The 23,761-nt window shown below is 71.5% G+C and carries 19 protein-coding genes; 7 read left to right on the top strand and 12 right to left on the bottom strand.

The window, feature by feature from the left end; genetic code table 11:
* Nucleotides 1-104: 104 nt before the first annotated feature.
* Both FBY35_RS06585 and FBY35_RS06590 read left to right on the top strand, forming a co-directional pair.
* On the top strand, nucleotides 105-869 hold the full coding sequence (locus FBY35_RS06585) for an MBL fold metallo-hydrolase (RefSeq protein WP_142212878.1): 765 nt from the start codon (nucleotides 105-107) through the stop codon (nucleotides 867-869).
* Complete coding sequence (locus tag FBY35_RS06590) at nucleotides 866-1,546, top strand: DedA family protein (protein ID WP_260848536.1); 681 nt, start codon at nucleotides 866-868, stop codon at nucleotides 1,544-1,546. The genes FBY35_RS06585 and FBY35_RS06590 overlap by 4 nt, the downstream gene beginning before the upstream one ends.
* Here the strand turns inward: FBY35_RS06590 and FBY35_RS06595 are convergent.
* Together FBY35_RS06595 and FBY35_RS06600 are read right to left on the bottom strand one after the other, a co-directional pair.
* The gene (locus FBY35_RS06595) at nucleotides 1,526-2,782 is read right to left on the bottom strand and encodes an MBL fold metallo-hydrolase (RefSeq protein ID WP_260848537.1); all 1,257 of its coding nucleotides are present in this window, start codon (nucleotides 2,780-2,782) and stop codon (nucleotides 1,526-1,528) included. The genes FBY35_RS06590 and FBY35_RS06595 overlap by 21 nt on opposite strands.
* 13 nt (nucleotides 2,783-2,795) lie before the next feature.
* Nucleotides 2,796-4,010, bottom strand: coding sequence for an aminotransferase class I/II-fold pyridoxal phosphate-dependent enzyme (locus tag FBY35_RS06600; RefSeq protein WP_142212879.1), 1,215 nt, complete (start codon nucleotides 4,008-4,010; stop codon nucleotides 2,796-2,798).
* Nucleotides 4,011-4,193: 183 nt separating this feature from the next.
* Here FBY35_RS06600 and FBY35_RS06605 point away from each other — a divergent pair, with 183 nt between their 5' ends.
* From FBY35_RS06605 to FBY35_RS06615, 3 genes are all read left to right on the top strand, one after another.
* Nucleotides 4,194-5,666, top strand: coding sequence for a bifunctional phosphatase PAP2/diacylglycerol kinase family protein (locus FBY35_RS06605; RefSeq protein ID WP_142212880.1), 1,473 nt, complete (start codon nucleotides 4,194-4,196; stop codon nucleotides 5,664-5,666).
* 93 nt (nucleotides 5,667-5,759) lie between these two features.
* Nucleotides 5,760-6,569 carry a class I SAM-dependent methyltransferase gene (locus tag FBY35_RS06610; protein WP_142212881.1) on the top strand — a complete coding sequence of 270 codons (810 nt, stop codon included), beginning with the start codon at nucleotides 5,760-5,762 and terminating at the stop codon, nucleotides 6,567-6,569.
* A gap of 59 nt (nucleotides 6,570-6,628) precedes the next feature.
* A complete protein-coding gene (locus FBY35_RS06615) occupies nucleotides 6,629-6,982 on the top strand; it encodes a VOC family protein (RefSeq protein ID WP_142212882.1) in 354 nt (117 codons plus the stop codon).
* A gap of 19 nt (nucleotides 6,983-7,001) precedes the next feature.
* Here the strand turns inward: FBY35_RS06615 and FBY35_RS06620 are convergent, their stop codons facing one another.
* Together FBY35_RS06620 and FBY35_RS06625 are read right to left on the bottom strand one after the other, a co-directional pair.
* Nucleotides 7,002-8,972: a DUF5107 domain-containing protein gene (locus FBY35_RS06620; RefSeq protein ID WP_260848538.1), complete on the bottom strand. Its 1,971-nt coding sequence runs from the start codon at nucleotides 8,970-8,972 to the stop codon at nucleotides 7,002-7,004.
* An 86-nt stretch (nucleotides 8,973-9,058) separates the two neighbouring features.
* Nucleotides 9,059-9,628 (bottom strand): GNAT family N-acetyltransferase, encoded by a 570-nt coding sequence (locus FBY35_RS06625; protein ID WP_142212884.1) that lies wholly within the window; start codon nucleotides 9,626-9,628, stop codon nucleotides 9,059-9,061.
* A gap of 180 nt (nucleotides 9,629-9,808) precedes the next feature.
* On the opposite strand from FBY35_RS06625, the gene FBY35_RS06630 reads away from it, so the two are divergent.
* On the top strand, nucleotides 9,809-10,555 hold the full coding sequence (locus tag FBY35_RS06630; RefSeq protein WP_142212885.1) for a GntR family transcriptional regulator: 747 nt from the start codon (nucleotides 9,809-9,811) through the stop codon (nucleotides 10,553-10,555).
* Nucleotides 10,556-10,620: 65 nt separating this feature from the next.
* Nucleotides 10,621-11,691 (top strand): adenosine deaminase, encoded by a 1,071-nt coding sequence (locus FBY35_RS06635; protein ID WP_142212886.1) that lies wholly within the window; start codon nucleotides 10,621-10,623, stop codon nucleotides 11,689-11,691.
* 293 nt (nucleotides 11,692-11,984) lie between these two features.
* Here the strand turns inward: FBY35_RS06635 and FBY35_RS06640 are convergent, their stop codons facing one another.
* The 8 genes from FBY35_RS06640 to FBY35_RS06675 all read right to left on the bottom strand — a co-directional run bounded on the left by FBY35_RS06640 (nucleotide 11,985) and on the right by FBY35_RS06675 (nucleotide 23,665).
* Entirely contained in the window at nucleotides 11,985-12,917 is a 933-nt protein-coding gene (locus FBY35_RS06640) for an LD-carboxypeptidase (RefSeq protein ID WP_142212887.1), read from the bottom strand.
* Complete coding sequence (locus FBY35_RS06645) at nucleotides 12,914-14,929, bottom strand: prolyl oligopeptidase family serine peptidase (RefSeq protein WP_142212888.1); 2,016 nt, start codon at nucleotides 14,927-14,929, stop codon at nucleotides 12,914-12,916. The genes FBY35_RS06640 and FBY35_RS06645 overlap by 4 nt, the downstream gene beginning before the upstream one ends.
* Nucleotides 14,930-14,941: 12 nt before the next feature.
* On the bottom strand, nucleotides 14,942-16,276 hold the full coding sequence (locus FBY35_RS06650; protein ID WP_142212889.1) for a M20/M25/M40 family metallo-hydrolase: 1,335 nt from the start codon (nucleotides 16,274-16,276) through the stop codon (nucleotides 14,942-14,944).
* Nucleotides 16,269-17,102, bottom strand: a complete 834-nt coding sequence (locus FBY35_RS06655; RefSeq protein WP_142212890.1) for a M55 family metallopeptidase — start codon at nucleotides 17,100-17,102, stop codon at nucleotides 16,269-16,271. The genes FBY35_RS06650 and FBY35_RS06655 overlap by 8 nt, the downstream gene beginning before the upstream one ends.
* 114 nt (nucleotides 17,103-17,216) lie before the next feature.
* Nucleotides 17,217-17,942, bottom strand: a complete 726-nt coding sequence (locus FBY35_RS06660) for a class I SAM-dependent methyltransferase (protein ID WP_142212891.1) — start codon at nucleotides 17,940-17,942, stop codon at nucleotides 17,217-17,219.
* A gap of 127 nt (nucleotides 17,943-18,069) precedes the next feature.
* A complete protein-coding gene (locus FBY35_RS06665; protein WP_142212892.1) occupies nucleotides 18,070-20,469 on the bottom strand; it encodes a SpoIIE family protein phosphatase in 2,400 nt (799 codons plus the stop codon).
* Between the two features lie 122 nt (nucleotides 20,470-20,591).
* Entirely contained in the window at nucleotides 20,592-22,964 is a 2,373-nt protein-coding gene (locus tag FBY35_RS06670; RefSeq protein WP_260848539.1) for an MFS transporter, read from the bottom strand.
* 257 nt (nucleotides 22,965-23,221) lie between these two features.
* Nucleotides 23,222-23,665 carry an SRPBCC family protein gene (locus FBY35_RS06675; RefSeq protein WP_142212894.1) on the bottom strand — a complete coding sequence of 148 codons (444 nt, stop codon included), beginning with the start codon at nucleotides 23,663-23,665 and terminating at the stop codon, nucleotides 23,222-23,224.
* Nucleotides 23,666-23,761: the final 96 nt, after the last annotated feature.

The following is a 23,761-nucleotide window of genomic DNA, read 5'->3' on the forward strand; positions in this document are numbered from 1 at the left end:
TGCACTCGCGGTCACCGGACGCCGACCCTACTCCGGGCTCGGGGCTCCAGGACCCGGAGCAGGCATCTAGGCTCGGGGCGTACGGGAGCAGGGAGGAGGCGCACGTGGAGGTCACCTGGTGGGGCCATGCCACCTGCACGGTCGAGGACTCCGGCGTCCGGGTGCTGACCGATCCGCTCTTCGTGCGCAGGCTCGCGCATCTGCGCAGGCGGCGCGGTGAGCTGCCGCCCGCGGAGGCGACGGTCGCCGAGGCGGTCCTCGTGTCGCATCTGCACTCCGACCATCTGCATCTGCCCTCGCTGGCCCGGCTGGCTCCGGGCACCCGGCTGGTGGTGCCGCGCGCCGCGACACGGTCGGTGCCGGGGCTGGCCCGGCTGGGTCTGCGGGTCACCGAGGTGGCACCCGGTGACGAGGTACGGGTCCAGGATCTGGTGGTGCGGGCCGTGCCCGCCCTGCACGACGGGCGGCGGCTGCCGCTCGGGCCGCACCGTTCACCGGCGCTCGGCTATGTGATCAGCGGCGAAGCGCGCACGTACTTCGCCGGGGACACCGGGCTCTTCGACTCGATGGCGAACGACGTCGGCCCTGTCGATGTGGCACTGCTGCCGGTGGGTGGCTGGGGGCCGTTTCTCGGCCACGGGCATCTGGACCCGGGCCGGGCGGCGCAGGCGCTGGCCTCGCTGGCGCCACGCGCGGCCGTGCCCGTGCACTACGGCACGTACTGGCCGATCGGGATGGACGGGATACGGCCGCACGAGTTCTACGCCCCGGGCGAGGAGTTCGAACGCAAGGCGGCGCGGCTGGCTCCACGGGTGGCGGTTCACAGGCTGGGGCACGGCGAGCGGGTCAGGCCGGAGGCTGCCCGGTGAGTTCGAAGCCTTGGGAGTCGCTCGGGCAGCTGTCCGAGATCGTCGGCAGGCTGCCGCCGGAGTCGACACAGCAGGCGGTCGGCTATCCGTCGCTGTTTCTCCTGGTGGCGCTGGGTGCGCTGGTGCCGGTGGTGCCCACGGGGGCAGTGGTGAGTTCGGCGGCGGTGGTGGCCTTTCATCAGACAGCCCCGCTGTCGCTGCTGTTCGTGTTTCTGGTGGCGTCGTTCGCCGCCTTCCTCGGGGATGTGACGCTGTACTGGCTCGGCCAGCGCGGGATCCGCTCCAAGAACGGTTCACGGTGGCTCGCGGCGCTGACCGACCGCGCCGCGCCCGACCGGCTCGACCAGGCGCAGACCAAACTGGACGAGCACGGGGTGACGGTGCTGGTGCTCTCCCGGCTGGTGCCGGCCGGGCGCATCCCGGTCATGCTGGCCTGTCTGCTGAGCAGCATGCCGCTGCGCTTCTTCGTACGCGGTGACATCCCCGCATGCCTGGCCTGGGCGGCGACGTATGGGCTGATCGGGATACTCGGCGGCTCGCTGTTCGACGAGCCGTGGAAGGGCGTGGTGGTTGCGGTGACACTGACCGTGGTGATCAGCGGGGCGCCAACGCTGTGGCGCCGGATGCGGCGCGGGTCGCGCCCCGGCTCGGCGGGCTCAACCGGCCAGCAGGCGTGAGCCGCCCACCGGCAGGTCCCACAGCCGCTCCCGCGGCCTGCCGGTTCTCTCCCAGGCGGCGCGGACCCGGCTGAGCGGCTCCAGGACAGGCTCAGCGGAGAGCACGAACGTCGCCCAGTGCATCGGCGCCATATGGCGCGCGCCGAGATCCTCGAAGGCGCGTACCGCCTCCTCGGGGTCGGTGTGCACGTCGCTGAGCCACCAGCGCGGGTCGTACGCACCGATCGGCAGCAGCGCGATATCGAGGTCCGGGTGGCGACGGCCGATCTCCTTGAACCAGTGGCCGTAGCCGGTGTCACCCGCGAAGTACACGGACTGGCCGAGCCGGTCGGTCAGCACCCAGCCGCCCCAGAGCGAGCGGCAGGTGTCCATGAGGGTGCGCTTGGACCAGTGGTGGGCAGGGACGAAATCGAAGCGGACATCACCCAGCTCCGCACACTCCCACCAGTCCAGTTCGGTCACGCGGGTGAAGCGGCGGCGCCGGAACCAGCCGGCGAGGCCCGCCGGGACGAAGACCGGGGTGTGGCGCGGCAGTCGCTTCACGGTGGGGGCGTCCAGATGGTCGAAGTGGTTGTGGCTGATGACCACCGCGTCGATCGGCGGCAGATCCTCCCAGCGCACTCCGACAGGCGTGATCCGGGCCGGGGTGCCGAGGATGCGACGGGACCAGACGGGGTCGGTGAGGACGGTGAGCCCGCCGATGGCGAGCACCCAACTGGCGTGTCCCGCCCAGGTGACGGCGACGGTCGCGGTGTCCACGGCGGGCAGCGGCCCCGGCGCGAAGGGCAGCAGCGGAATGTCGCGCAGCCCGTCGGGGCCGGGGCGCACGGCACCCTCCGTGGCGAGGCGGGCCATGGCGCGCACGCCGGGCAGGGGTGCGGTGAGCCGGTCGGCGAAGGTCCTCGGCCAGCTGCGGACCTCTCCGAGGGGGCGGGGCCGGGAGCGCACGCCGGGGCCGTCCAGCGGTGCGGGGTGGTTCAGTGGTGCGCGGTGGTCCAGCGGTGCGCGGTGGTCCAGCGGTGCGGGGTCGTCCAGCGGTGCGGGGTCGTCCAGCGGTGCGCGGTGGTCCAGCGGTGCGGGCTGGGTTGTCTGTGCCGGGTGGGTTACCTGGGCCGAATCGTCTGCCGACGCGGGGCCGGTCGCCTGTGCCGCGTCGTGTGCCTGTCTCGCGTGGTCTGTCTGTGCCGCGTCGTCCGCCTGGCCCGAGTGCTCCGCCTGCTCCGTCTGTTCCGTCATCCCGGGGCTCCGTTCAACGCAGTTCGTCGAAGGCCGTTCCAAGAATGCTCAACGCCCCGGCCACGTGCGGCAATTCCAGAGGTGCCGGTGAGGTGAGTGACTCCTGCCGTTGCTCGGGAGTCGATCCCAGCAACGGCCCGGTGGTCAGCCGTACCCGCAGCGCGCCCAGCTGGTCCCCGAACCGGTGACCGCCGGGAACGGGCGCACCGACGCGGTCGCTCAGATACTCCTCGAGTTCCATGGAGTCGGTCACACCCCGCTCGGCGAGGCGGGAGCGCAGCGGCCCGAGGTCGGCATACAGGTGGCGGCCCGCCTGCGGCGGCCGGGCCAGGGCCCCGGAGGCAAGCACCGTGCGGTGCACTGCCGCGGCCACGCGCGCGTGCAGCGCGGTCGCCTGCTCGGCCCTTTCGGTGACCGGGCCGGGCTCGTCGAGGGCGTGGGCCGCGGCCACCGCGATCGGTTCGGCGACGACCGCGCCCAGCGCGGTGAGGATGTCGAGGGCCCTGGCCCGCCTGAGTGCGCCCTCGTCGGTGCTGGGGAAGCGGGCGACGGCCACCGGCCAGGAGTCGGGCGTGAGCGCTCCTGCCAGATCGCTGATGATCGTCACGTCCTCGGGGCACATCTCCGCGGGGCTGAGCAGCACCGTGTCGTGGGGCCGGTGCAGGGTGTCGCGCCAGGTCTCGTCGCTGATGATGTGCAGCCCCTCGGCCACGGCGGCCTCGCACGCCTCGCGCACGGTCTCGGGCGGGGCGACGGTCGCAGTGGGATCGTCGGCGACGGAGATCAGCAGCAGCCGGGGTTTGCCGCCCTCGGCGCGCACTCTGCGTACGGTCTCGAGCAGGGCGAACGGGTCGGGCACACCGCCGCACTCCGCCGGGGTCGGCACATGGTAGGCGGGCCTGCCCAGCAGCCGGACCTGCGGAGTCCACCAGGCGGGGCACGGGCGCGGCATCAGCACATCGCCGTCATGCGCCCCGATCAGGGCGAGCAGCAGGGGCTGCGCGCCGGAGGCCGCGGCCACCTCCTCGGGCCGGGAGCGCAGGCCGCGCCGCCACCAGTAGCCGCAGGCAGCCTCACGCAGTTCGGGGCCGCCGCCGGGCGGCTCGCCCACGGCACGGCCCGACGCGGCCGCGAGCACATCGACGAGTTCGGGCAGCGCGGGCAGTCCGGACGCGGGGGCGGGAGGACCGTAACGGACAGGGCCATGGTCTTCCGGAGCCATCTGCATTGCCGTCACCTCCGTGTGTCCCCAGGACCGGTCACCGGCCCCCACGAGCCCTTTATACGGAGGTTTGCGCGAGCCCGCCGTGCGGGAGCCGCGATCGGCGGGGCGCCGTACGGCGTGGCGGCGCCGCCCACCGGGTACCCGCGTTCCATGTTCGACCCGCAGACACAGACTCACACACAGGGAATGCCGCAGATCCGCGCCCGGGTCTCTGAGCTGCTCGGCTCGTGGGACAGGCAGGTCCACCATGCCGTCGCCGCCCGGCACTGGCCGCTCGCCGAGCCGGTGCTGCCACGGCTGAGCCGCAGCGCCAACCACGGGCTGCTCTGGTTCGGCACGGCCGCCGGTATGGCCGCGCTCGGGCGCGGAGCGCGCTCGCGGCGGGCCGCCGTACGGGGTATGGCCTCGCTCGCGCTCGCCTCCGCCGCCATCAACACGATCGGCAAGCGTTCGGTGCGCAGGGCGCGGCCCCTGCTCGACGTGGTGCCCGTGATACGGCAGCTGAAGCGGCAGCCGTTCACCACGTCCTTCCCCTCCGGGCACGCCGCATCGGCGGCGGCCTTCGCGACCGGCGTCGCGCTGGAGTCGAAGGCCTGGGGCGCGGTCGTCGCGCCGGTGGCCGCCTCTGTCGCGTTCTCACGCGTCTACACGGGCGTGCACCATCCGAGCGACGTGCTGGTGGGCGCGGCGCTGGGGGTGGGTGCCGCGTTCGCGCTCCGCGGCGCGGTGCCGACCCGTTCTCAGCTTCCGCCGCCCGGCAGGCCGCACGCCGACGCACCCGCGCTGCGCGCGGGCAAGGGCCTGGTCGTCGTGGTCAACCGGCAGGCGGGCTCGGCGGATTCGGCCCGGCTGGTGCGTGAGCTGCTGCCTCTCGCCGAAGTGGTGGAGTGCGCGCCCGGCGAGCTGTCGGCGGAGCTGGAGAAGGCGGCGGGCCGCGGCCGGGCGCTGGGCGTCCTGGGCGGCGACGGAACCGTCAACCGGGCGGCGGCCGTCGCCGCCGCGCGCGATGTTCCGCTCGCCGTCTTCCCGGGCGGCACGCTCAACCACTTCGCGTACGACCTGGGCATCGAGACGGTTCAGGACACCTGCCGGGCTCTCGCGGGCGGCGAGGCGGTCCGCGTCGATCTGGGGCGCTTCACACCGGGACCCGGCGGCGAGCCGGGCCACTTCCTCAACACCTTCAGCCTGGGCGTCTATCCGGAGCTGGTGCGCATCCGTGAGCGCTGGTCGCCGCTCATCGGCGGCTGGCCGGCCGGGGTGCTCGCGGCGGCGCGGGTGCTGCGCGGCGAACACCCGCTGGAGGCCGAGGTCCAGGGCCGCCGCCGCCCGATGTGGCTGCTGTTCGCCGGCAACGGCATCTATCGGCCGATGGGCCCCGCTCCCGGCCACCGCCGGGATCTGGCCGACGGCCTGATGGATGTGCGCGTGGTGCACGGCGGCCGCTGGCCCGGGCTGAGGTTGCTGGCCGCGGCGCTCGCCGGGCCGCTGAGCCGCTCGCCGGTGCACGCGGCGCAGCTGCTGCACAAGGTGCGGGTCTCCGGGCTCGAACCGGGCACGGTGATGGCCTATGACGGTGAAGTGACCCCGGCGCCCAGGGAGTTGATCGTGGACAAGCAGGTCGAGGCGCTGACCGTCTATCGCCCGCAGGCCCTGCTCTGAGCCGGGGCCGTCCCATATGTCAAGACGCAGGTCTCGGAATACGGGATACCGGCATACGGTGGCGTTACCCGCTTCCGGAGAAGGAGACCGGCCATGCCGAAGGAGACCGCCGTCTACACCCATGGGCACCACGAGTCGGTGCTGCGTTCGCACCGCTGGCGGACAGCCGCGAACTCCGCCGCGTATCTCATCGGTGAACTCCGCCCGGGCATGGACGTGTTGGACGTGGGCTGCGGTCCCGGCACCATCACCGCCGATCTGGCCGAGTTGGTGGCGCCGGGCCGGGTGACGGCCGTCGACGCCGCCGAGGACGTACTGGTCCAGGCGCACGAGACCGCCGCCGGGCGGGGTGTCGCCCACGTCCGCTTCGCGGTCGCCGATGTCCACGCGCTGGACTACCCCGACGACTCCTTCGATGTCGTCCACGCCCACCAGGTGCTGCAGCATGTCGGCGATCCGGTGCAGGCGCTGCGCGAGATGCGGCGGGTCTGCCGCCCCGGCGGCATCGTCGCTGCACGCGACAGCGACTACGGCGCGTTCACCTGGTTTCCCCAAATCCCGGCGCTCGACGACTGGCAGCGGCTGTACCGGCGCGTCGCCCGTGCGAACGGCGGCGAGCCCGACGCCGGCCGCCGGCTGCTGTCCTGGGCCCGGGCGGCAGGCTTCAGCGAGATCACCGCGTCCGCCGCGGCCTGGTGTTTCGCCGCGCGCGACGAGCGCGCCTGGTGGAGCGGCCTGTGGGCGGACCGCACGACCGCGTCGGTGTACGCGAAGCTCGCCGTCGACGGCGGACATGCGACAGCGGAGCAGTTGGCGGCGATCTCCGGCGGCTGGCGGGAATGGGGCGCCGACGACGACGCCTGGTTCATGGTCCCGCACGGCGAAGTGCTCTGCCGGGCCTGATCGAGAACAAATGTGACAATCGATTTCGCGGCCCGCCGCCGCGAACTACGCTCGCTCGTATGGAGATCCTCGGAACCACGCTTCGCATCTGCGTCGACGACCTTGAGGCCGCGGCTGCCTTCTACGAGCGGCTCACCGGAGCCACGCCCCTGCGCTTCGAGCGCGGCGGCGTCTCGGTGGCTGCCGTCGGCTGCTTCCTGCTGATGAGCGGACCGGAGTCGGAGCTGGAGGTGCTGCGCAAGGTGACGGCGACGATCGCGGTGAAGGACGTGGACGAGGCGTACGCCACGCTCTCCGAGGTCGGCGCGAGGATCATCGCGGGTCCGGTGCCGACCCCGGTGGGCCGTAATCTGATCGCCGTGCACCCGGACGGTGCGGTGTTCGAGTACGTGGACCGCAAGGCCGAAGCGTGACCCGCCCTGCGTGGAGGCCTCAGCCCCCTGAAGGGCGCATCCGGTAGTCGTACTCCTCGGGCAGTGGCTCGTCGGTGATCCGCGACCACACCTCTTCGAGGATCTCCGTCCCCTCCCGCAGGTCCGCCACCTCGAAGCCCGCGTCGAAAATGGCGCGGGCCTCGTCCTTGCGGCCCTCGGCGACGAGGAGTTGGGCCTCGACGAGCCGGAAGCGGCCGCGCTGCTGGACCGCCGGACGCAGACGCTCCCAGACCGCGCGGGCCTGGTCGGTGCGGCGGGCGGCGAGCAGCGCCGCGATGGCCTCCCGGCCGAGGGCTGCCGTTGCCGAGGTCCAGGTCTCTCCGTTGTCGCGGCGCTCCTGGCACAGGTCGTCGAAGGCTTCGGCGTAGCGTTCGGCGGCGCGCGTCATGTGGCCGCCTTCCAGGTCGGCGACCGCGAGGCAGCGCAGCAACGGCCAGCGGGACGGCGCGAGTCCGAGTCCGCGCTCCCAGCTGCGTACGGCCTGGGCGAGGTCGCCCGCGTGCCACTGCGCGACACCCAGGTGGTACTCGGTCAGCGGTTCCGCAGGCGCGGTCTCCAGCATGTCGCGCCAGTGCGGTGCGACGAGCGAGGGGCCGGGCGGGACGACCCTGCGAGGCGCCGGGAAGACGCCGGTCCTCAGCAACTCCCTCCAGGGCGCCTGCTCTTCGCCGAGCGTCGACTCGTCGAAGGGTGTGCCGGGCAGTTTGTGTCCGCCGCGCAGCACCTCCAGTGCTCCCCAGCCCGATCCGGTGGCGAGCCGCTCGCCCGGTTCGGCGTCCGCACAGGACCGCCAGGCCTCGTACGCGGCGTCCACCGCCTCCCGTGGCAGGGCCTGCTCCAGCCGGGTTTCCACCTCGGCACGCGCCGCGGCCCAGTCCTCGGCGTGGACGGCCGCAGGGTCGGCGGTGAGCGGTCCGTAGGACTCCAGCCAGCTGCACTCCCCGCCCCCGTCGAGGCGTACGTGCTCCAGCTGCGTGCGCGCGAGCCCGGCCTGGATCTCCGCATAGCCTCCTGTACCGGGCTCGGTCAGCCACTGCTGCCAGCGCCGTCCGCCGCGCCCCGAGCCCCACAGGAAGAGCTTGCGGCCGCGCAGCACATCGGTCGAGGTCTGGACGAGGCCGTGACCGTGTGCGTCCAGCGAGGCGATCCACTTACGGGCCTCGGCGGGCACCTCGTAGAAGTAGTCGGCGGGATACTCGCTGCGCAGCGGGTACGTACGGTCCGCGCCCCGGAATGGGGGCACGGGCACGCGGCGCAGGCTGCGTTCGTATCCGAAGTGCCAGGCTTCCTCGGCGGGTGCGAGCACCCTGGTCGTCTCGTGCTCCTCGACGGCGATGTTGGACCACCAGTAGACGGGCGCGGGGCGCTCGTGCGGATTGCGTATCCGTACGCCGACATGGAGGAAGTCGGAGCCGTCGGGCAGCCACAGATCGACCTGGAAGGGCAGATCGCGCAGCCTCTCCCACTCCCAGAGCCTGACCATCTCGCCCCCGTCCGGCGCGGGTACGACGGCGGCGTGCAGCGGTGCGCAGGACAGCGTGGTGTGTCCGGTGGCGCCGATGTTCCACTCGATGCCGCCGGAGTACCAGGCGCCGTTGAGAGCGAAGTCGGCGGGCTGGAAAACCGGGTTGCGGTACAGGAGTTCACGCCCGGTCGGCTTGTGGTGCAGTGAGTGGACACGGCCGCCGAGGCCCGGCAGTACCGTCGCCCGCAGCCGCTCGTTCTCAATCACGATCGCGTCGAGGGGTGTCTCGGTGCGCCGGCGGCCGTAGCCGTCGAGTACCCGCACCGGCAGCAGCGTGCGCAGTGGCTCGTACCCGATCTGCCGTGCCATCTCGCGCGGCAGCTCCCGCTTGGTGCGCTCGTCGATGGCGTGCATCTCGTCGAGCGGACGCAGCGCGGGCAGCGGATTCGGCGGCCCCACGGGGGCGGCGGGCAGGGACACTACGGTACGCCGCACGGTTGTCATGACGCCCATGGAACACGGAGGTCGCCACCCTGACCAGGGGATCCGTGGGTCAGGCTTCCGTCAGGCTTCGGCAAAGGCACAGAACTTCAATGCGCCGGCGGCCGGCGCACGAGCAACTCGCTGGTGATCGCCCAGCGTTCGTGGTCGCGCCAGGCGCCGTCGATGAAGAGGAAGTCGGGCGAGAAGCCCTCAAGGCGGAAGCCCGCCCGGCGCACGAGGCCGATGGACGCCGTGTTCAGCGGCTGGATGTTGGCCTCCAGACGGTGCAGCCCCATGACGCCGAAGGCGTATCGCACGACCAGTCCGAGGCCCTCGCCCATCAGGCCGCGCCCGACGGCATGCGCGAAAGCGCCGTAACCGATCGCCCCGCAGCGGAAGCCGCCCGCGATGATGTTGTTGATGTTGATGAAGCCCGCGATCCCGCCGGACTCCCGCTCGCAGACAAGGAATCCGGCCCGCGTCGGGTCCTCGATGAGCCTCTGCGCGTAGAGGGCATAGGTCTCGGCCGTGGTGGGCGGGAAGAGCCAGGGCCGGTGGTGCTCAGTGCTGCGGCGCACCAGCTCGGTGAATTCCTCGCCGTCCTCGTACGTGTAGTGGCGGACGCCGACCCGTGGGCCCGTGGCGAGGTACGGAGAGGCGGGGGAATTCTCGGGCATCGCGCCAGCCTAAAGGGATCCCGGTCCCGTGGGGGTGGTGAAGCGGGCCGTACGGGTGAGGTGCCCGGTGCGTCAGCGGCGGGGAGCACGGCTCGTCCCGCACATCGATCAACCTTGTCTGACAAGTAGCAGCCGCATAGATTGGTATCTACTTGCTGACAAATGAGCCGAGGAGGGTCAGTGGCAGTCAGCGGGCAGCAGCGGAGGCCGGTCGTCGTCCTGTACGAGCGGATCGCGGACGCCATCCACGAAGGCATCTATCCGCCAGGCTCCACCCTGCCGTCCGAGCCCAGGCTCGCGGCCGAGCTGGGGGTGAGCAGGCCCGCCCTGCGCGAGGCGCTGCTACTGCTCCAGGAGGACGGACTGCTCTCGGTACGCCGGGGAGTGGGCCGGACCGTCAATGACCGCCCCCCGCGCCGCGGTTACGAGCACATCCAGCCACTGGAAGAGCTGCTGTCGCCCGGCTCACCGCTGAGGGTGCGGCCCCTGCTGCGTGCCGTGGAGGAACCCACCGACTTCACCACCCAGCACCTGCTCGCGCCTGCCGGGGCCGAGCTGCGGTTCTGGGAGTCACTGCTGGCCGGGGAGGGCACGGCCGCGGCGCTGAGCCACGAGTGGGCGGCCGCCGAGGAGGTCCTGAATCGGGCGCATCCGGCCTTCGCCGATGCGCTGCGGGCCGCGCCCGCTCCGGCCGCCTCGATGCTCGCGGTCCTCGTCGGGGCCTCCCGCGGGGTGACGCTGTCCGGCCACAGCGGGGTGAGCGCGACGCTTCTCGGACAGCGTCGCGGCGAACAGCTCGGCCGGGCGGCCGACACTCCTGCGGTGCTGGTCACCCAAGTGGTGCGGGTCGAGGACACCCCGATCCTTGCGGCCAAGCACATGCTGCCGACCGGGGCGCCCGCCCTGCCCGTACTCCAGTCGGCCTGAGAGCGGCCACAGCGCGGGAGACGCCCGTCACGGCATCGCCCCCGGACGTGCCGTACACTCCCGGGATGCACTTGTCTGACATCCTCCGCGCACCCAAGGCGGTCCTCCACGACCATCTGGACGGCGGTCTGCGCCCCGCCACGATCATCGAGCTGGCCCGGGAGTGCGGCTACCGCGGGCTGCCCACCGAGGACCCGGCCGAGCTGGCGGTCTGGTTCCGCGACGCCGCGGACTCCGGTTCGCTGGAGCGCTACCTGGAGACTTTCGCCCACACCTGCGCGGTGATGCAGACCCGCGAGGCGCTGGAGCGCATCGCGGCGGAGTGCGCCGAGGACCTGGCGGCGGACGGGGTCGTGTACGCCGAGGTGCGGTACGCCCCCGAGCAGCACCTGGAGCGCGGCCTGACCCTCGAGGAGGTCGTCGACGCGGTCAACGCGGGCTTCCGCGAGGGTGAGCGCCGCAGCGACGGCCGGATCACCGTCCGTGCCCTGCTCACGGGCATGCGCCACACCGAACGCTCCCTGGAAATAGCCGAGTTGACGGTCGCCCACCGGGACAGCGGGGTCGCCGGCTTCGACATCGCGGGCGGCGAGATCGGCAACCCGCCGTCCCGCCACCTGCCCGCCTTCCAGCATCTGAAGCGGCACAACTGTCACTTCACGATCCACGCGGGCGAGGCCGTCGGCGCCGAGTCCATCCACGAGGCTGTGCAGATCTGCGGCGCCGAGCGGATCGGTCACGGTGTCCGCATCACCGACGACATCACGGTGCACGACGACGGCACCGTGGACCTGGGCCATCTCGCCGCGTACGTACGCGACAACCGCATCGCTCTGGAGGTGTGCCCGACGTCCAACCTCCAGACGGGCGCAGCCAAGGACTATGCGACGCACCCCATCGACCTGCTGCGCCGCCTCGGTTTCCGCGTCACGCTCAACACGGACAACCGGCTGGTGTCGGGCACCACGATGAGCGAGGAGTTCCAGCACATGGTGCACGCGTTCGGCTACGGGCCCGGGGTCTTCGAGGACTTCACCGTCGCGGCGGTGGAGTCGGCGTTCCTGCCGCTGCCGGAGCGGCGCCGGCTGATCGACGAGGTGATCCGTCCGGGGTACGCGGCGCTGTCGGCCGACTAGGCGGCGTCGGGGGTGCGTGGCGCCTGCGGCGGGCCTGTTCCCCACCCGCCCTCCCCCTACGGCCTGGCGGCCGTGGGAGGTACCCCCATCCCTGAACTGGGGGCAAGCCCCCAGACCCCGTATGCGACCTTCGGCCGCATGTCCTCAAACGCCGGACGGGCTGGTTTTCCGCCAGGCCGGCGACTGAGGCGCGGGGGTCCGGGGCGGAGCCCCGGTTACCTACGGAATGGGGCGGGGTGGGGTGGGGTGGGGTGGGGAACACGCTGCCGCAGGCGCACCACCCCCGCAACCCCTCACCGCAGAGCCGGCTCGTCCAGCGTCAGCGTGCCCGCGTCCGCGTCCAGCACCGCCCGCACCCCGAACGGCATCGTCAGCGCCGGCGCGCCGTGCCCGAAGCCCAGCTTCTCCACGACCGGCACGCCAAGGCCGCCGAGCCGGTCGAGCAGCACCGCCCGCACCGTCTCGTACGGACCGCAGTCCTCCCACGATCCGAGCCCGACGCCCGCGACACCCTCCAGCCAGCCGGAGCGCAGCAGTTGGGTGAGGATCCGGTCGAGCCGGTAGTCCTCCTCGCCCACGTCCTCGATCAGCAGCAGACCGCCGCGCGCCGACGGCCGGGTGTGCGGCGTGCCGAGTTCCGCTGCGAGCAGGCTCACACAGCCGCCGAGGGTGACGCCCCGGGCCCGGCCGGGGACCAGGGTCCGGGCCGTCTCCAGGCCCAGAGTGCGTACCGAATCGGGCTCGAAGAGCGTGGCGCGCAGCGACTCGCGGGTGCGTTCGTCCTTGAGGAAGGTCAGTGCGCCGGCCATCGGCCCGTGCAGAGTGGCCAGGCCCGCCCGGACGGCGAAGGCCTCATGGAGTGCGGTGGCATCGCTGTAGCCGATGAAGATCTTGGGACCGGCCGCGCGGACGGCACTCCAGTCGAGCAGGTCGACCATGCGCTGCGCGCCGTATCCGCCGCGGGCACAGATCACCGCCGAGACCGTCGGATCGCACCAGGCCCGGGTCAGATCGCGGGCGCGGTCCTCGTCCGTCCCCGCGAGATACGGCAGCCGCGGGTGCCGGTCGCGGACATGGGGCATCACGACGGGGTCCAGGCCCCAGCCACGAAGGATCTCCAGGCCCGCTTCGAGCCGGTCGTCGGCGACGGGGCCGCTGGTCGCCACGACAGCGATCCTGGCTCCCGGCCTCAATCGCTCCGGACGCGTCAGGGGCTCGAGGGTCACTTCTTCAGCTCCAGCAGGGGGATGTCGGGGCGGCTGATGCGGAAGGTCTGGGCGTAGAGGGACAGTTCGGACTCGAGCGCGCGGACCATGGTGTCGGCCCTGCGGAAGCCGTGGCCCTCCCCCTCGAAGGCGATGTACGCGTGCGGTATGCCGCGGCCCGCCATCTGCGCCAGGAAGCGCTCGCTCTGCACGGGTGGGCAGATCACGTCGTCGAGTCCCTGGAGCAGCAGGAACGGCACGCCGATCCGGTCGGCGTGCTGGAGCGGCGAGCGCTCGCGGTAGCGGCCGGGCACCTCGGCGGGCGGGCCGATCAGCGAGTCCAGGTACCGGGATTCGAAGTCATGGGTCGCGGTCGCCCAGCTCATCAGGTCGAGAACCGGATAGATGATGGTGCCGCAGGCGTAGAGGTCGGTGGTGGCGAGGGAGGCCGCGGTGGTCCAGCCGCCGGCACTGCCGCCGCGGATGGCCAGTCGCCCGGGATCCGCCGTGCCCTCGGCGGCCAGGGTCTCGGCCACGGCCGCGCAGTCCTCGACGTCGACGACACCCCACTGCTCGCACAGCCGGTCGCGGTACTCGCGGCCGTATCCCGTGGAGCCTCCGTAGTTGACCTCGGCGACGCCGATGCCGCGCGAGGTGAAGTAGGCGATCTCCAGATCGAGGACGAGAGGGGCGTGCCCGGTGGGGCCGCCGTGCGCCCACACCACGAACGGCGGCAGTTCCTCGTCGGGCGCGATCCGGTCGGGGCTGTGGGGCGGATAGATATGGGCGTGGATCTCGCGGCTGTCGGGCCCTGTGAAGGTGCGGATCTGCGGCTCCGGGTAGTACACCGGGTCCACGGGGTCGTCGTGCGCCGAGCCGATGACCCGGGTCCGCCCGGTGCGGGTGTCGAGTTCCACGACCTCGTACGCGCTGCGCGGGCTGGCCGCGACGCCGATCACCCGGTCTCCCTGCACGGCGAGGGTGGACGCCCACTCGGTCCAGGGCCCCGCGGCGTCGACGACTTCCCCGGTCTCGGGGTCGAGTACCCCGAGGGCGGTGGTGCCCTTGCCGTGGATGACCGCGATCAGTCCGTTCCCCAGCGGATGGAACCACTTGAGGCCGATCTTCCACAGCGGTCCGCCGAACTCCTCCCCGCGGCCGGGGCACAGGGCGGTGCTCGGCACGACGCCGGACACGGGCGCATCCGGCCCCAGCGCGTCCGGCCGGATCCTTTGCAGCTCCCACCAGTTGCTCACGTCGGAGACGAAGAGCAGCGAGCCGTCCGGAGCCCAGTCGACCTGGCAGACCGATTCGTCCGTGTCACCGACGACCGGCCGGACCCCGCCGAAGGGACCGTCCTCGTTCACCTCGCCGAGCATGACGACGGTGCCGTCCCAGGGCATCTGCGGATGGTCCCAGGCGATCCAGGCGGCGCGCCGCCCGTCCGGCGAGAGCCGGGGCCCGGTGACGAAGCGGTGCCGGTCGTCGCAGAGTTCCCGTACCGCGCCGCGGTCCGTTGCCGCTGAGCCGTCCAGGGGCACGGCCGCGATCACCCGGCGTACGTCCGTGGGCCCCTCGCCGGTGAACTCCTCCAGTACGCACCAGACTTCGCCCCGCTCCAGGTGGAGCTGGGGTTCGGCCCAGCGCAGTCCGCCGCCGACCGGGGACATGGGGGTGAGCGGTAGCGGCGCGGACCCCGGTGCGTCCGGCTCGTACGCGTACAGCCGCTGGTCGGGGAAGTGTACGAAGACGACGAGCGGACCGCCGCCGGGGCGCCGGGCCCCGGCCCAGGGGTGCCCGCCGTACTCGATGACCCTGCTGCGTACATTCCACGGGGCGGGGAGTACAGACTCCTCGGCGCCGTCGGCGCGTCGGCGCATGAGCGTGCGTCTGCCGCCCTCGGTGGGGCGCGGCGCCGTCCACCACACCTCGTCGCCGATCAGGCCGAGGAACTCGGGGCGGCCGTCGTGCGAGGCGGCGAGTGCCGCGCCGATCGGCGATGGCCAGGTTCCATAGGCTCCCGTGGGTAGCATGACCGACTCCCCCTATGCGGACCGCAGATAGTGGTCGAGAACCTGGACCCCGAAGTGCAGCGCCTCGACCGGGACGCGCTCGTCGACCCCGTGGAACATGGCCGCGTAGTCGAAGCCGACGGGGAGCTTCAACGGCGAGAATCCGTATCCGGTGATGCCGAGGCGCGAGAACTGCTTGGCGTCGGTGCCGCCCGGCATGCAGTACGGCACGACATGGCCGTCCGGGTCGAAGAGTTCGACGGCCGCGCGCATCTTGGCGTACGCCGGGGAGTCGAGGGGTGCCTGCAGAGCCACCTCGCGGTGGTGGAACTCCCACTCGACGTCGGGACCGGTCAGCCGGTCGAGGGTGTCCTTGAACTCGCCCTCGCCGCCGGGCACCATCCGCCCGTCCACATAGGCGGTCGCGTGCCCCGGGATCACATTGAGCTTGTAACCCGCCTCCAGCATCGTCGGATTCGCGCTGTTGCGGACGGTCGGCTGGACCAGGGCGGCGGCCCTGCCGAACTTCGCCATCAGCGCGTCGGCGTCGAAACCGTCCGCCTCGACATCGGCCTCGATGCCATGCAGCCGGGCGAGTTCTGCCAGCGCGGCCCGTACGGTCGGGGTGAGCCGCACCGGCCACTGGTACTCACCGATCCGCGCGACGGCTGCGGACAGCCGGGTCACCGCGTTGGCACGGTTGACCTTGGAGCCGTGTCCGGCCGTGCCGTGTGCGGTGAGCTTGAGCCAGGCCGTGCCGCGCTCACCGGCCGCGATCGGGTAGAGCGTCATCCCGGGTCCGGCGTGGAAGCTGAAGGCCCCGGATTCGCTGACTCCTTCCGTACACCCCTCGAAGAGGCCGGGGTGGTGGTCGGCGAGGAAGCCCGAGCCGTCGATGGCACTGGCCTCCTCGTCGGAGGTGTACGCGATCACGATGTCGCGCCGGGGCCTGATTCCGGCCCGCGCCCAGGCCCGGACGACCGCGAGGATCATCGAGTCCATGTTCTTCATGTCGACCGCACCGCGGCCCCAGACGACGCCGTCGCGGACTTCCCCGGAGAAGGGGTGCACGGCCCAGTCGGCGGGCTCGGCGGGCACCACGTCCAGATGGCCGTGGACAAGCAGGGCGTCGGCGGAGGGGTCGGTTCCCTCGATCCTGGCGACGACATTGGTGCGCCCCGGTGTGCGCTCCAGCAGGGTGGGCTCGAGTCCGGCACCGGCGAGCCTCTCGGCGGCGTACTCGGCGGCGGGCCGCTCCCGGCAGTCGCCGCCGCCCCTGTTGGTGGTGTCGATCCGGATCAGCTCGGAGGTGAAGGTCACCACCTCGTCGAGCGCCTGAACGTCGATGGGGGTTGTCACATCAGCCATACTGCTCCTCCATTGCCGCCGAGACGATCGTCGTGACCGCCTTGAAGGTACGAATGGCCACATACATCGTCTCGCTGGTGTACGCGACCCTGCGCTCACCGCTGCCCGCAACCCCCGGAACGACGGTGGCCGCCGCGGCGAGATGTTCCGCGTCGAACTCCAGCTCCACGGTGAACGGGCCGGCCCGCACCGGCTCGCGGCGCCCGGCCAGGGTCGTCGCCTCCTTTGCCGCCGCGCGGATGTCGGACGCGGTCCGGCCAGGGGTGCGGCACACCGCCGCGTACCGTGACACATAGTCCTTCACGGCGACCTTGCGGGCGTCCGGCGCATATCCGTCGGCGTCCACACAGGTCAGATTGTCTCCGGTGACGAGCACCACCGGCACGCCGTACTCCGCGACCACGTGCGCGTTGAGCAGCCCTTCACTCGCGCGCATGCCGTTCAGCCACACGCCCGTGATCGAGTTGGCGAGATAGGTGTGTGCGAGCACGCCTTCGGTGCCCGCGCCCGTGTGGTACCCGACGAAGGCGATACCGTCCACGTCGCCGTGCTGCACACCCTCGACCATCGACAGCGACTTGTGTTTGCCGGTGAGCATCTGGACCCGGTCGTCCAGATGCTCCAGCAGCAGATTGCGCATGGTCCAGTGCGCTTCGTTGATGAGCACGTCGTCGGCGCCACCGTCAAAGAAACCGAGTGCCGCGGCGTTCACGTCCGAGGTGAACAGGGTCCGGCAGCGCTCCCACTGGGGCGTGCCGGGCAGCACATCGGCAGGCCAGGTCACACCGGTCGCGCCTTCCATGTCGGCGCTGATGAGGATCTTCACGGCATCACGGTACGCGTCGTTCAACGCCCGGGCCAGGACCGATTCGGGTGCCAGTGGTCCGGTCCACCGAAGGTCCGCCGACCGGCCGCCGGGCGCCGCCGCGTCCGCGGGGCGTTATCCGTTCCTGCCGACGATCAGCCACGTCGACGGAAGCTCTATGCGCGAGCCGTCCGGGGCGTACTCCGTTGTCGTCAGGGGCAGTTCACCGCTCGCGAGCACGTCGAGACCGGCTGCTGTGAACAACTCGGCCACTTCCGCGTCGGCCACCGCGCCCGGCACGATGCCGTGCTTGAAGACCGGCTGGAGCTTCGCAGGAGGGCCCGACGGCGACTTCGCGAGGCCCATCAGTTTCTGGCCGGCCGCCTCGGCGAGTTCCACCACGAAGGCGCGTCCGCGCTCGCCGACGAGTGTGGCGATCGTGTCCGCCAGCGGCTGGCGGTCCTCGGGGTCGCACTGGTGCAGGACGCCCCGCATGTAGACGTTGGCTTCGCCCAGTTCCGCATGCAGCCGCGCCACCTGCTCACCGTCCACTGCGTCGATCACCCGGAACTGCGCGCCGCCCTGCTTGTCCTGCCTTCGGGCGAGGCCGATCGCGGCGGACGACAGGTCGACGCCGAGCACCTTCGGGAAACGGTCGGCCAGGAACAGCGTCTGGGTTCCGTTGCCGCATCCCAGGTCAAGGAGCGTCAGCGCGGGATGGTCCACATACGGTTCGTAGAGCGCGAGATGCAGTCCCGCGGTCAGCGTCGGCTCCGCGTCCCAGAAGACCGATCCGGGCTCCGCGGAGGCTTCGCCCCAAAAGCCCTCCCAGGCGTCCTTGTACCGAGTCGTCACGCTCATGACCTGCTCCCCAGGGGTGGTGACACAACGTCAAGTTCGGTCTATCGCTCCATGGTTGCCGCGAAAAGCACCCGGCGCATTCCTTCACGTGACGTTCGAGCGACCGGCCGGGACTCCGCGCAGTGACTTACGGCAGCGCCAGGTCGAACCAGACCGTCTTCCCATCGGTCGTGCGGCTCGTGCCCCACTCCCGGGCCAGGGCGCTGACCACCCGCAGTCCGCGTCCGAGTTCGTCCGCCGGGCGCGCGTCCAGCATGGTCGGCAGGTTGTGGTCCTCGTCGGCCACCTCGCACAGCAGTGATCCCGCCCGGACGAGGCGAAGCTCCGCCCTCCGGCCGCTCGCGTGCCGTACCGCATTGGTGACCACTTCGCTGACCAGCAGTTCCACGGTCTCCGTCAGCTCGGCCAGCCCCCAGGAGCGCAGCTGCCCGCGGACCAGGCGCCGTGCCCTGCCCGCCTCGCGCGCTTCACGGGAGAGCTCCCAGACGGCCACGTCCTCGGGATCGATGCCGTTCAGCCGGGCCATCAGCAGGGCCACGTCGTCCTTGCGGCCGCCGCGGGTGTTCAGCGAGCGGATGATGGTGTCGCAGGCGTCGTCCATGGAGGCGGCGGGGTGCGCGGCGGACTCGCACAGCGTCGCGAGCCCGACGCCTATGTCCTCGCCCCGCACCTCGACCAGGCCGTCCGTGCACATCACCAGGCGGTCGCCGGACGCCACCGGCACACGGACGCTCTCGAAGGGCACTCCGCCGACACCGATCGGCGCTCCGGTCGGCAGGTCGAGGAGTTCGCTGCGCCCGTCGGCCGCCCGGACGATCACAGGCGGCACATGGCCCGCGTTCGCCATCTGGAGCTCATTGCCGATCGGGTCGTACACCGCGTACAGACAGGTCGCGAGATAGTGCTCGCCCAGGCGCTGGGCCAGGTCGTCGAGATTGCGCAGCAGCTGCTCGGGCGGCAGGTCGAGCGCGGCCATGGTCTGTACGGCCGTACGCAACTGGCCCATCATCGCTGCCGAGTTGAGGCCGTGGCCCATCACGTCGCCGACCACCAGCGCCGTGCGGGAACCGGGCAGCTTGACGGAGTCGAACCAGTCGCCGCCGACCCGCCCGAGCAGGGTGCCCGGCAGATAGCGGGTGGCCGTGTCGCATCCGGCCATCCGCGGGGTGACCTGCGGCAGCATCGAGTCCTGGAGGGTCTCGGCGACATTCTCCTGGTAGGTGTACATCCGGGCGTTGTCGAGGACGAGCCCGGCGCGCGCGGCCAGCTCGGCCCCGGTGACTCGGTCCATGTCGTTGAACAGGGCGCGCTCGGGGTGGCGCAGCAGAATCATGAATCCGAGCACCACATTGCGCGCCTTCAGCGGAACGACCAGCATGGAGCGCCCGCTGATGAGCGGCCGTATGTCACGCTTCTCGAACTGCGAGGCGATGGCGGTGCCCATCTGCTCGCTGATGCGCGGCACCAGTACCGGATCGCCGGTGGTCATACACTGGAAGAACGGGGTGTGTTCGGGGAACGGCATGGATTCGCCGACCGGCACCACATCGTCCCAGCGGCCCGGCTCGTCCACATGCTCGACCGCGACGCGGTGCCACATCGTGGTCGCGTCGGGCGGTCCGTCCGGGAAACCCTCGCCGGCGACGACCTGTTCGCGCAGGTAGGTGCCCGCGACATCGGTGAAGCGCGGCACGACGGCCGCGCTGACTTCCTGGATCGTACGGGCGAGGTCGAGGGACGAGCCGATGCGGCCGCTCACCTCGTTGAGGAACTCGAGCCGTTCACGCACCGCGGCGTACTCGAGGTCCTGCTCGAGATCGGCCGTGTCCACCGCCCGGCCCGCGGCGGCCGCGGCTTCGGCGGCCCGCTGCCGCGCCTTGCGTTCCGCGCGCCGGGGCACGCCCCAGTCGGGTGTGACCGGCACCCGGTCGTGATGGCTGAACTCGAGTACGGGATAGCCCAGTTCGAGGACCTGGGAGACGATCCGCGTCGACTGCCGAACGCTCATGCTCGGCAGGATCTCCGGGAGCCTGCGCGCCAGTTCGTCGGAGCCGGAGAACTCGGTGTGCAGGGCGAATCCCGGAGCGATCCGCTCGACGCTCTCGTCCTCGCCCGCGAACTGCGCGGCGTCCGCGGCCAGTACGAGCAGCCGCTCCTCGCCGGGGCCGACCATGGGATAGGCCCACCACAGCACGTCGACCCGGTCGCGTCCGGGCTCGGAGAGCCGGGCCCTGCCCGCCGCCGGATAGGAGGTCAGGCCGTTCAGCGAGGCGTCGAGTCCGGGGCCGAGGCCGCCATAGCCGTCGTACGCGTCGTACTCGCCCTCGGGGGCCAGCGCTCCGGTGACCGGGAGCAGGTCCACGGCGGGCCTGCCCACCGCCTCGTCCCTGGTGGTGCCCAAAAGCCGCCGCGCACCGGTCGACCAGTGCGAGACCAGGCCGTCACCGTCCACGACGACCACGGCAAGCGGAATCCGGCCGGCCACGGCGTACTGCTGTGGCGGTGTCGGCGGAACACCACTGTCCATGGGTGACAGGCTCCTTCCCCGCCGCAGTTCCTGCGGCCTTACCACCACGGTACGGCGCCGCGCACGCGCTGCGCCGGGCAACGGAGGAATAGGTAGTGCGCCCGCTCGCAACTGACGACGGATCAGTCCTCGTGCCCCAACTGGAGATCGCGCTCGGTGCGCCCCCCGCCCGCGACCTGCAGAACCGTGGCGACCGGCGGGTAACCTGCGGCGATGACCGTGTACTCCCCCGAGGAGAGGTCGACGAACCGGAAGGTGCCGTCGGGGCCCGTGGTGAGGGTGTCCACCACATTGCCCGCCACATCGAGCAGAGTGACCCGCGCATCCTCGACCGGCCGCCCGCCGCCCGCCCGTACCGTCCCCTTGAGCATCGCACCGCCCGCCAGCTCGATGTCCTGCCTCGTCTCGCGGGAGGCCTGCACGCTCACCGGGAGCGCGGCCGGACGGAAGGCGGGGGCGCTCGCCGCGAGGGTGTACTCCCCCGCCACCAGCTCCGTGAACTGGTAGCCGCCTTCACGGCAGCTGCGGGTCGAGGCGACGACCTCGCCGCGTACGTCGGTGAGCGTGACGGCCGCGTCCCGCACGGGTGAGCCGTCCGCGGTGACGACGGTCCCGGCGAGGCGTCCGGCACCGCCGAGGACCACGTCGAGCTCGACAGGCCGCTCGCCGACGGTGACGGTGACCGCCTGCGGCTGATGCCCGCCGGCCGCCGCGATCATCACATACGAACCGGAGCCCGGCACGCTCAGCGCATACCGCCCGTCCTCGCCGCTCGCGCCGCGCCCGATCTGGCTCCCGTAGACGTCGATGAGGGTCAGGGCGGCGCGCGAGACGCCGCTGCCGTCGTGGTGCTGGACGGTTCCGCAGACCGGGACGCCGGAGCTGTACGCGGGCGCGCTGCGGGCCCTGGGCACGGACGCGGTTTCGGCGGAGGCGATGTGGGACACCAGCGGTTTCTCCTTGAGGAAGAAGGCGATGAACACGCCGAGCGTGAGCACCGGCACCAGATAGAGGAAGATCCGCGGCATCGCGTCTGCGTAGGCCTGGACATAGCCGTCGCGCAGGGCGGGCGGCAGGCCATGGACCCGCTCGGGGGTGATGGACCGCGGGTCCGGCAGGGAGGCGCCGGCCGGGAGGCGGTCGGCGAGGGCGCGGGTGAGGCGGTGGGCGAAGAGGGTGCCGAAGACAGCGGCGCCGATGCTGCCGCCGATCTGCCGGAAGTAGATGCCGGCGCTGGTGGCGGTGCCGAGTTGGGCGGGCAGTACGGAGTTCTGCACGGCCAGGACCAGAACCGGCATCACCAGTCCGATGCCAATACCGAGTACGGCCTGCCCGATGCTGTGCTCCAGCCGCGGGGCGCCCCCGTCCAGGCGGGACAGCAGCCACATCCCGGCGGCCGAGACCGCGCTGCCGAGAACCGGATAGATCTTGTAGCGGCCGGTACGGGTGATGAGCCGTCCGGAGACGATCGAGGCGACGACGATGCCGCCCGTCATGGGCAGCATGAGGAGCCCGGACTTGGTGGCGCTGACGCCGTCGACCATCTGGAGGAAGGTCGGCAGATAGCTGGCCGCGCCGAAGAGCGCGACGCCGATGACAGCGCCGAGGAGGCTGGTGACCAGGAAGACCGAGTCACGGAACAGCCGCAGCGGGATGATCGGCTCGGTGGCGTAGTTCTCCACGACGATGAACAGCAGGGTGCAGCCCGCGGCCCCGGCAGCCAGTCCCAGGATGACGCGCGAGCCCCATGCGTACTGAGTGCCGCCCCAACTCGTCAGCAGGACAAGGAAAGTGGAGGCTGCGGCCAGGAACAGGGCACCGAGGATGTCGAGCCGTCCGCGGACCGCGGGCTTCGGCAGCTTCAGAACCGCGGTGATCACGAGCAGGGTGACCAGGCCGAGGGGCACGTTGAAGTAGAAGCACCAGCGCCAGGAGACATGGTCGGTGAAGAAGCCGCCGAGCAGGGGTCCCGTCACGGATGCGAGTCCGTAGGCCGCGCCGATGAGTCCCATGAAACGGCCGCGTGCCCTGGCCGGGACGATGTCGGCGATGATCGCCTGCACGCCGATCATGAGGCCGCCGGCACCGAGGCCCTGGACGGCACGGAAGGCGATCAGCTGGTCCATGCTGCGCGACCGGCCGGCCAGTGCGGCGCCGACGACGAAGACGACGATCGCGAACTGGAAGACACCTTTGCGGCCGAAGAGGTCGCCGAGCTTGCCGTAGAGGGGCAGGGCGATGGTGGCCGTGAGGAGATAGGCGGTGATCGCCCACGGCATCCGTTCCACGCCCTGGAGCTCACCGACGATCTTCGGCAGGGCGGTGGCGACGATCATCTGCTCCAGCGCGGCGAGGAGCAGCGCGAGCATCAGACCGGTGAAGACGAGGCGTACGCGGCGGGGGCTGAGCGCGGTGCTGTCGGCGGGCCCGGGCGGTGGAGGCGGAGCCGCTGCGGCCGCGGCCTGCTCGTCCTTCACCAGAGTGATCCCGCCCACGTAACTGCTCCCCTCGTCGCGACTGCGCGGCGTAATTCTTCGCATTCCACGCCAACGGGGAGCAAGCGGGACGCAATTGAGAGCGGGGACACTTCGCGGGGCCAACTCGCCCTGGAGGGGGGCGCGTCGGGCGCTCATCAGGGGCTTTCCCGCGACCCGTGACGCGCGGGCGCATCACAAAGCCGCGGGGAAAACCACTCGAAACGGTGAGTGTTCGGGTCGATTACTTCCCGACCCACTGCTCGACCGCCTGTGGACTACTTCTCGACCTCGGCGGCCAGCTTGGCGAGCACCGCGTCGTAAATGCGCCCAAGTCCCTTGGGGGCGAAGGTCCTCTCGAAGAATCCACCGATGCCACCCGCGCCGTTCCAGACCGTGCTGACGACGACCTTGGACCGCCCCTCGCCCGCCGGGGTGACCGTCCAGGTGGTGACCATCGAGGAGTTGCGGTCCTTCTCGACCAGCCGGCCGTCGGTCGGCTCGGTCACTTCGAGAAGGCAGTCACGGATGCGCTTGCTGGTCGCCTGGAGCTTCCAGTGGACGAGGGTGCCCTCGCCGTCGCCGCCCTCGCGGACCTCGTACTCACTGAAGTGCTCGGGCAGGAGCTTCGCGCGGGTGTTCTCGTAGTCGGCCAGCGCGTCGAACACCTTCTCCGCGTCCGCCGAGATGATCCGTTCCGTGGTGGCCTCGACCTGCGCCATTCCTGTTCCTCCAGCACTTGGTTCTTCGGGGGTGCCGCTAGCCAATCACCTCGCAACCAGCCGCCCAAATCCGCTTCGGGTCCGACCCCTGCCCGG

Origin of the sequence: Streptomyces sp. SLBN-118, assembly GCF_006715635.1 — a bacterium.
Taxonomy (GTDB): domain Bacteria; phylum Actinomycetota; class Actinomycetes; order Streptomycetales; family Streptomycetaceae; genus Streptomyces.

Bases quoted from the DNA above. Each gene is read 5' to 3' on its own strand.
- FBY35_RS06660 (WP_142212891.1), bottom strand. From the start codon at position 17,942: ATGAGCGTGACGACTCGGTACAAGGACGCCTGGGAGGGCTTTTGGGGC.
- FBY35_RS06620 (WP_260848538.1), bottom strand. From the start codon at position 8,972: ATGACAACCGTGCGGCGTACCGTAGTGTCCCTGCCCGCCGCCCCCGTG.
- FBY35_RS06625 (WP_142212884.1), bottom strand. From the start codon at position 9,628: ATGCCCGAGAATTCCCCCGCCTCTCCGTACCTCGCCACGGGCCCACGG.
- FBY35_RS06610 (WP_142212881.1), top strand. From the start codon at position 5,760: ATGCCGAAGGAGACCGCCGTCTACACCCATGGGCACCACGAGTCGGTG.
- FBY35_RS06645 (WP_142212888.1), bottom strand. From the start codon at position 14,929: ATGCTACCCACGGGAGCCTATGGAACCTGGCCATCGCCGATCGGCGCG.
- FBY35_RS06650 (WP_142212889.1), bottom strand. From the start codon at position 16,276: ATGGCTGATGTGACAACCCCCATCGACGTTCAGGCGCTCGACGAGGTG.
- FBY35_RS06600 (WP_142212879.1), bottom strand. From the start codon at position 4,010: ATGCAGATGGCTCCGGAAGACCATGGCCCTGTCCGTTACGGTCCTCCC.
- FBY35_RS06665 (WP_142212892.1), bottom strand. From the start codon at position 20,469: ATGGACAGTGGTGTTCCGCCGACACCGCCACAGCAGTACGCCGTGGCC.
- FBY35_RS06605 (WP_142212880.1), top strand. From the start codon at position 4,194: ATGCCGCAGATCCGCGCCCGGGTCTCTGAGCTGCTCGGCTCGTGGGAC.
- FBY35_RS06615 (WP_142212882.1), top strand. From the start codon at position 6,629: ATGGAGATCCTCGGAACCACGCTTCGCATCTGCGTCGACGACCTTGAG.
- FBY35_RS06675 (WP_142212894.1), bottom strand. From the start codon at position 23,665: ATGGCGCAGGTCGAGGCCACCACGGAACGGATCATCTCGGCGGACGCG.
- FBY35_RS06595 (WP_260848537.1), bottom strand. From the start codon at position 2,782: ATGACGGAACAGACGGAGCAGGCGGAGCACTCGGGCCAGGCGGACGAC.
- FBY35_RS06635 (WP_142212886.1), top strand. From the start codon at position 10,621: ATGCACTTGTCTGACATCCTCCGCGCACCCAAGGCGGTCCTCCACGAC.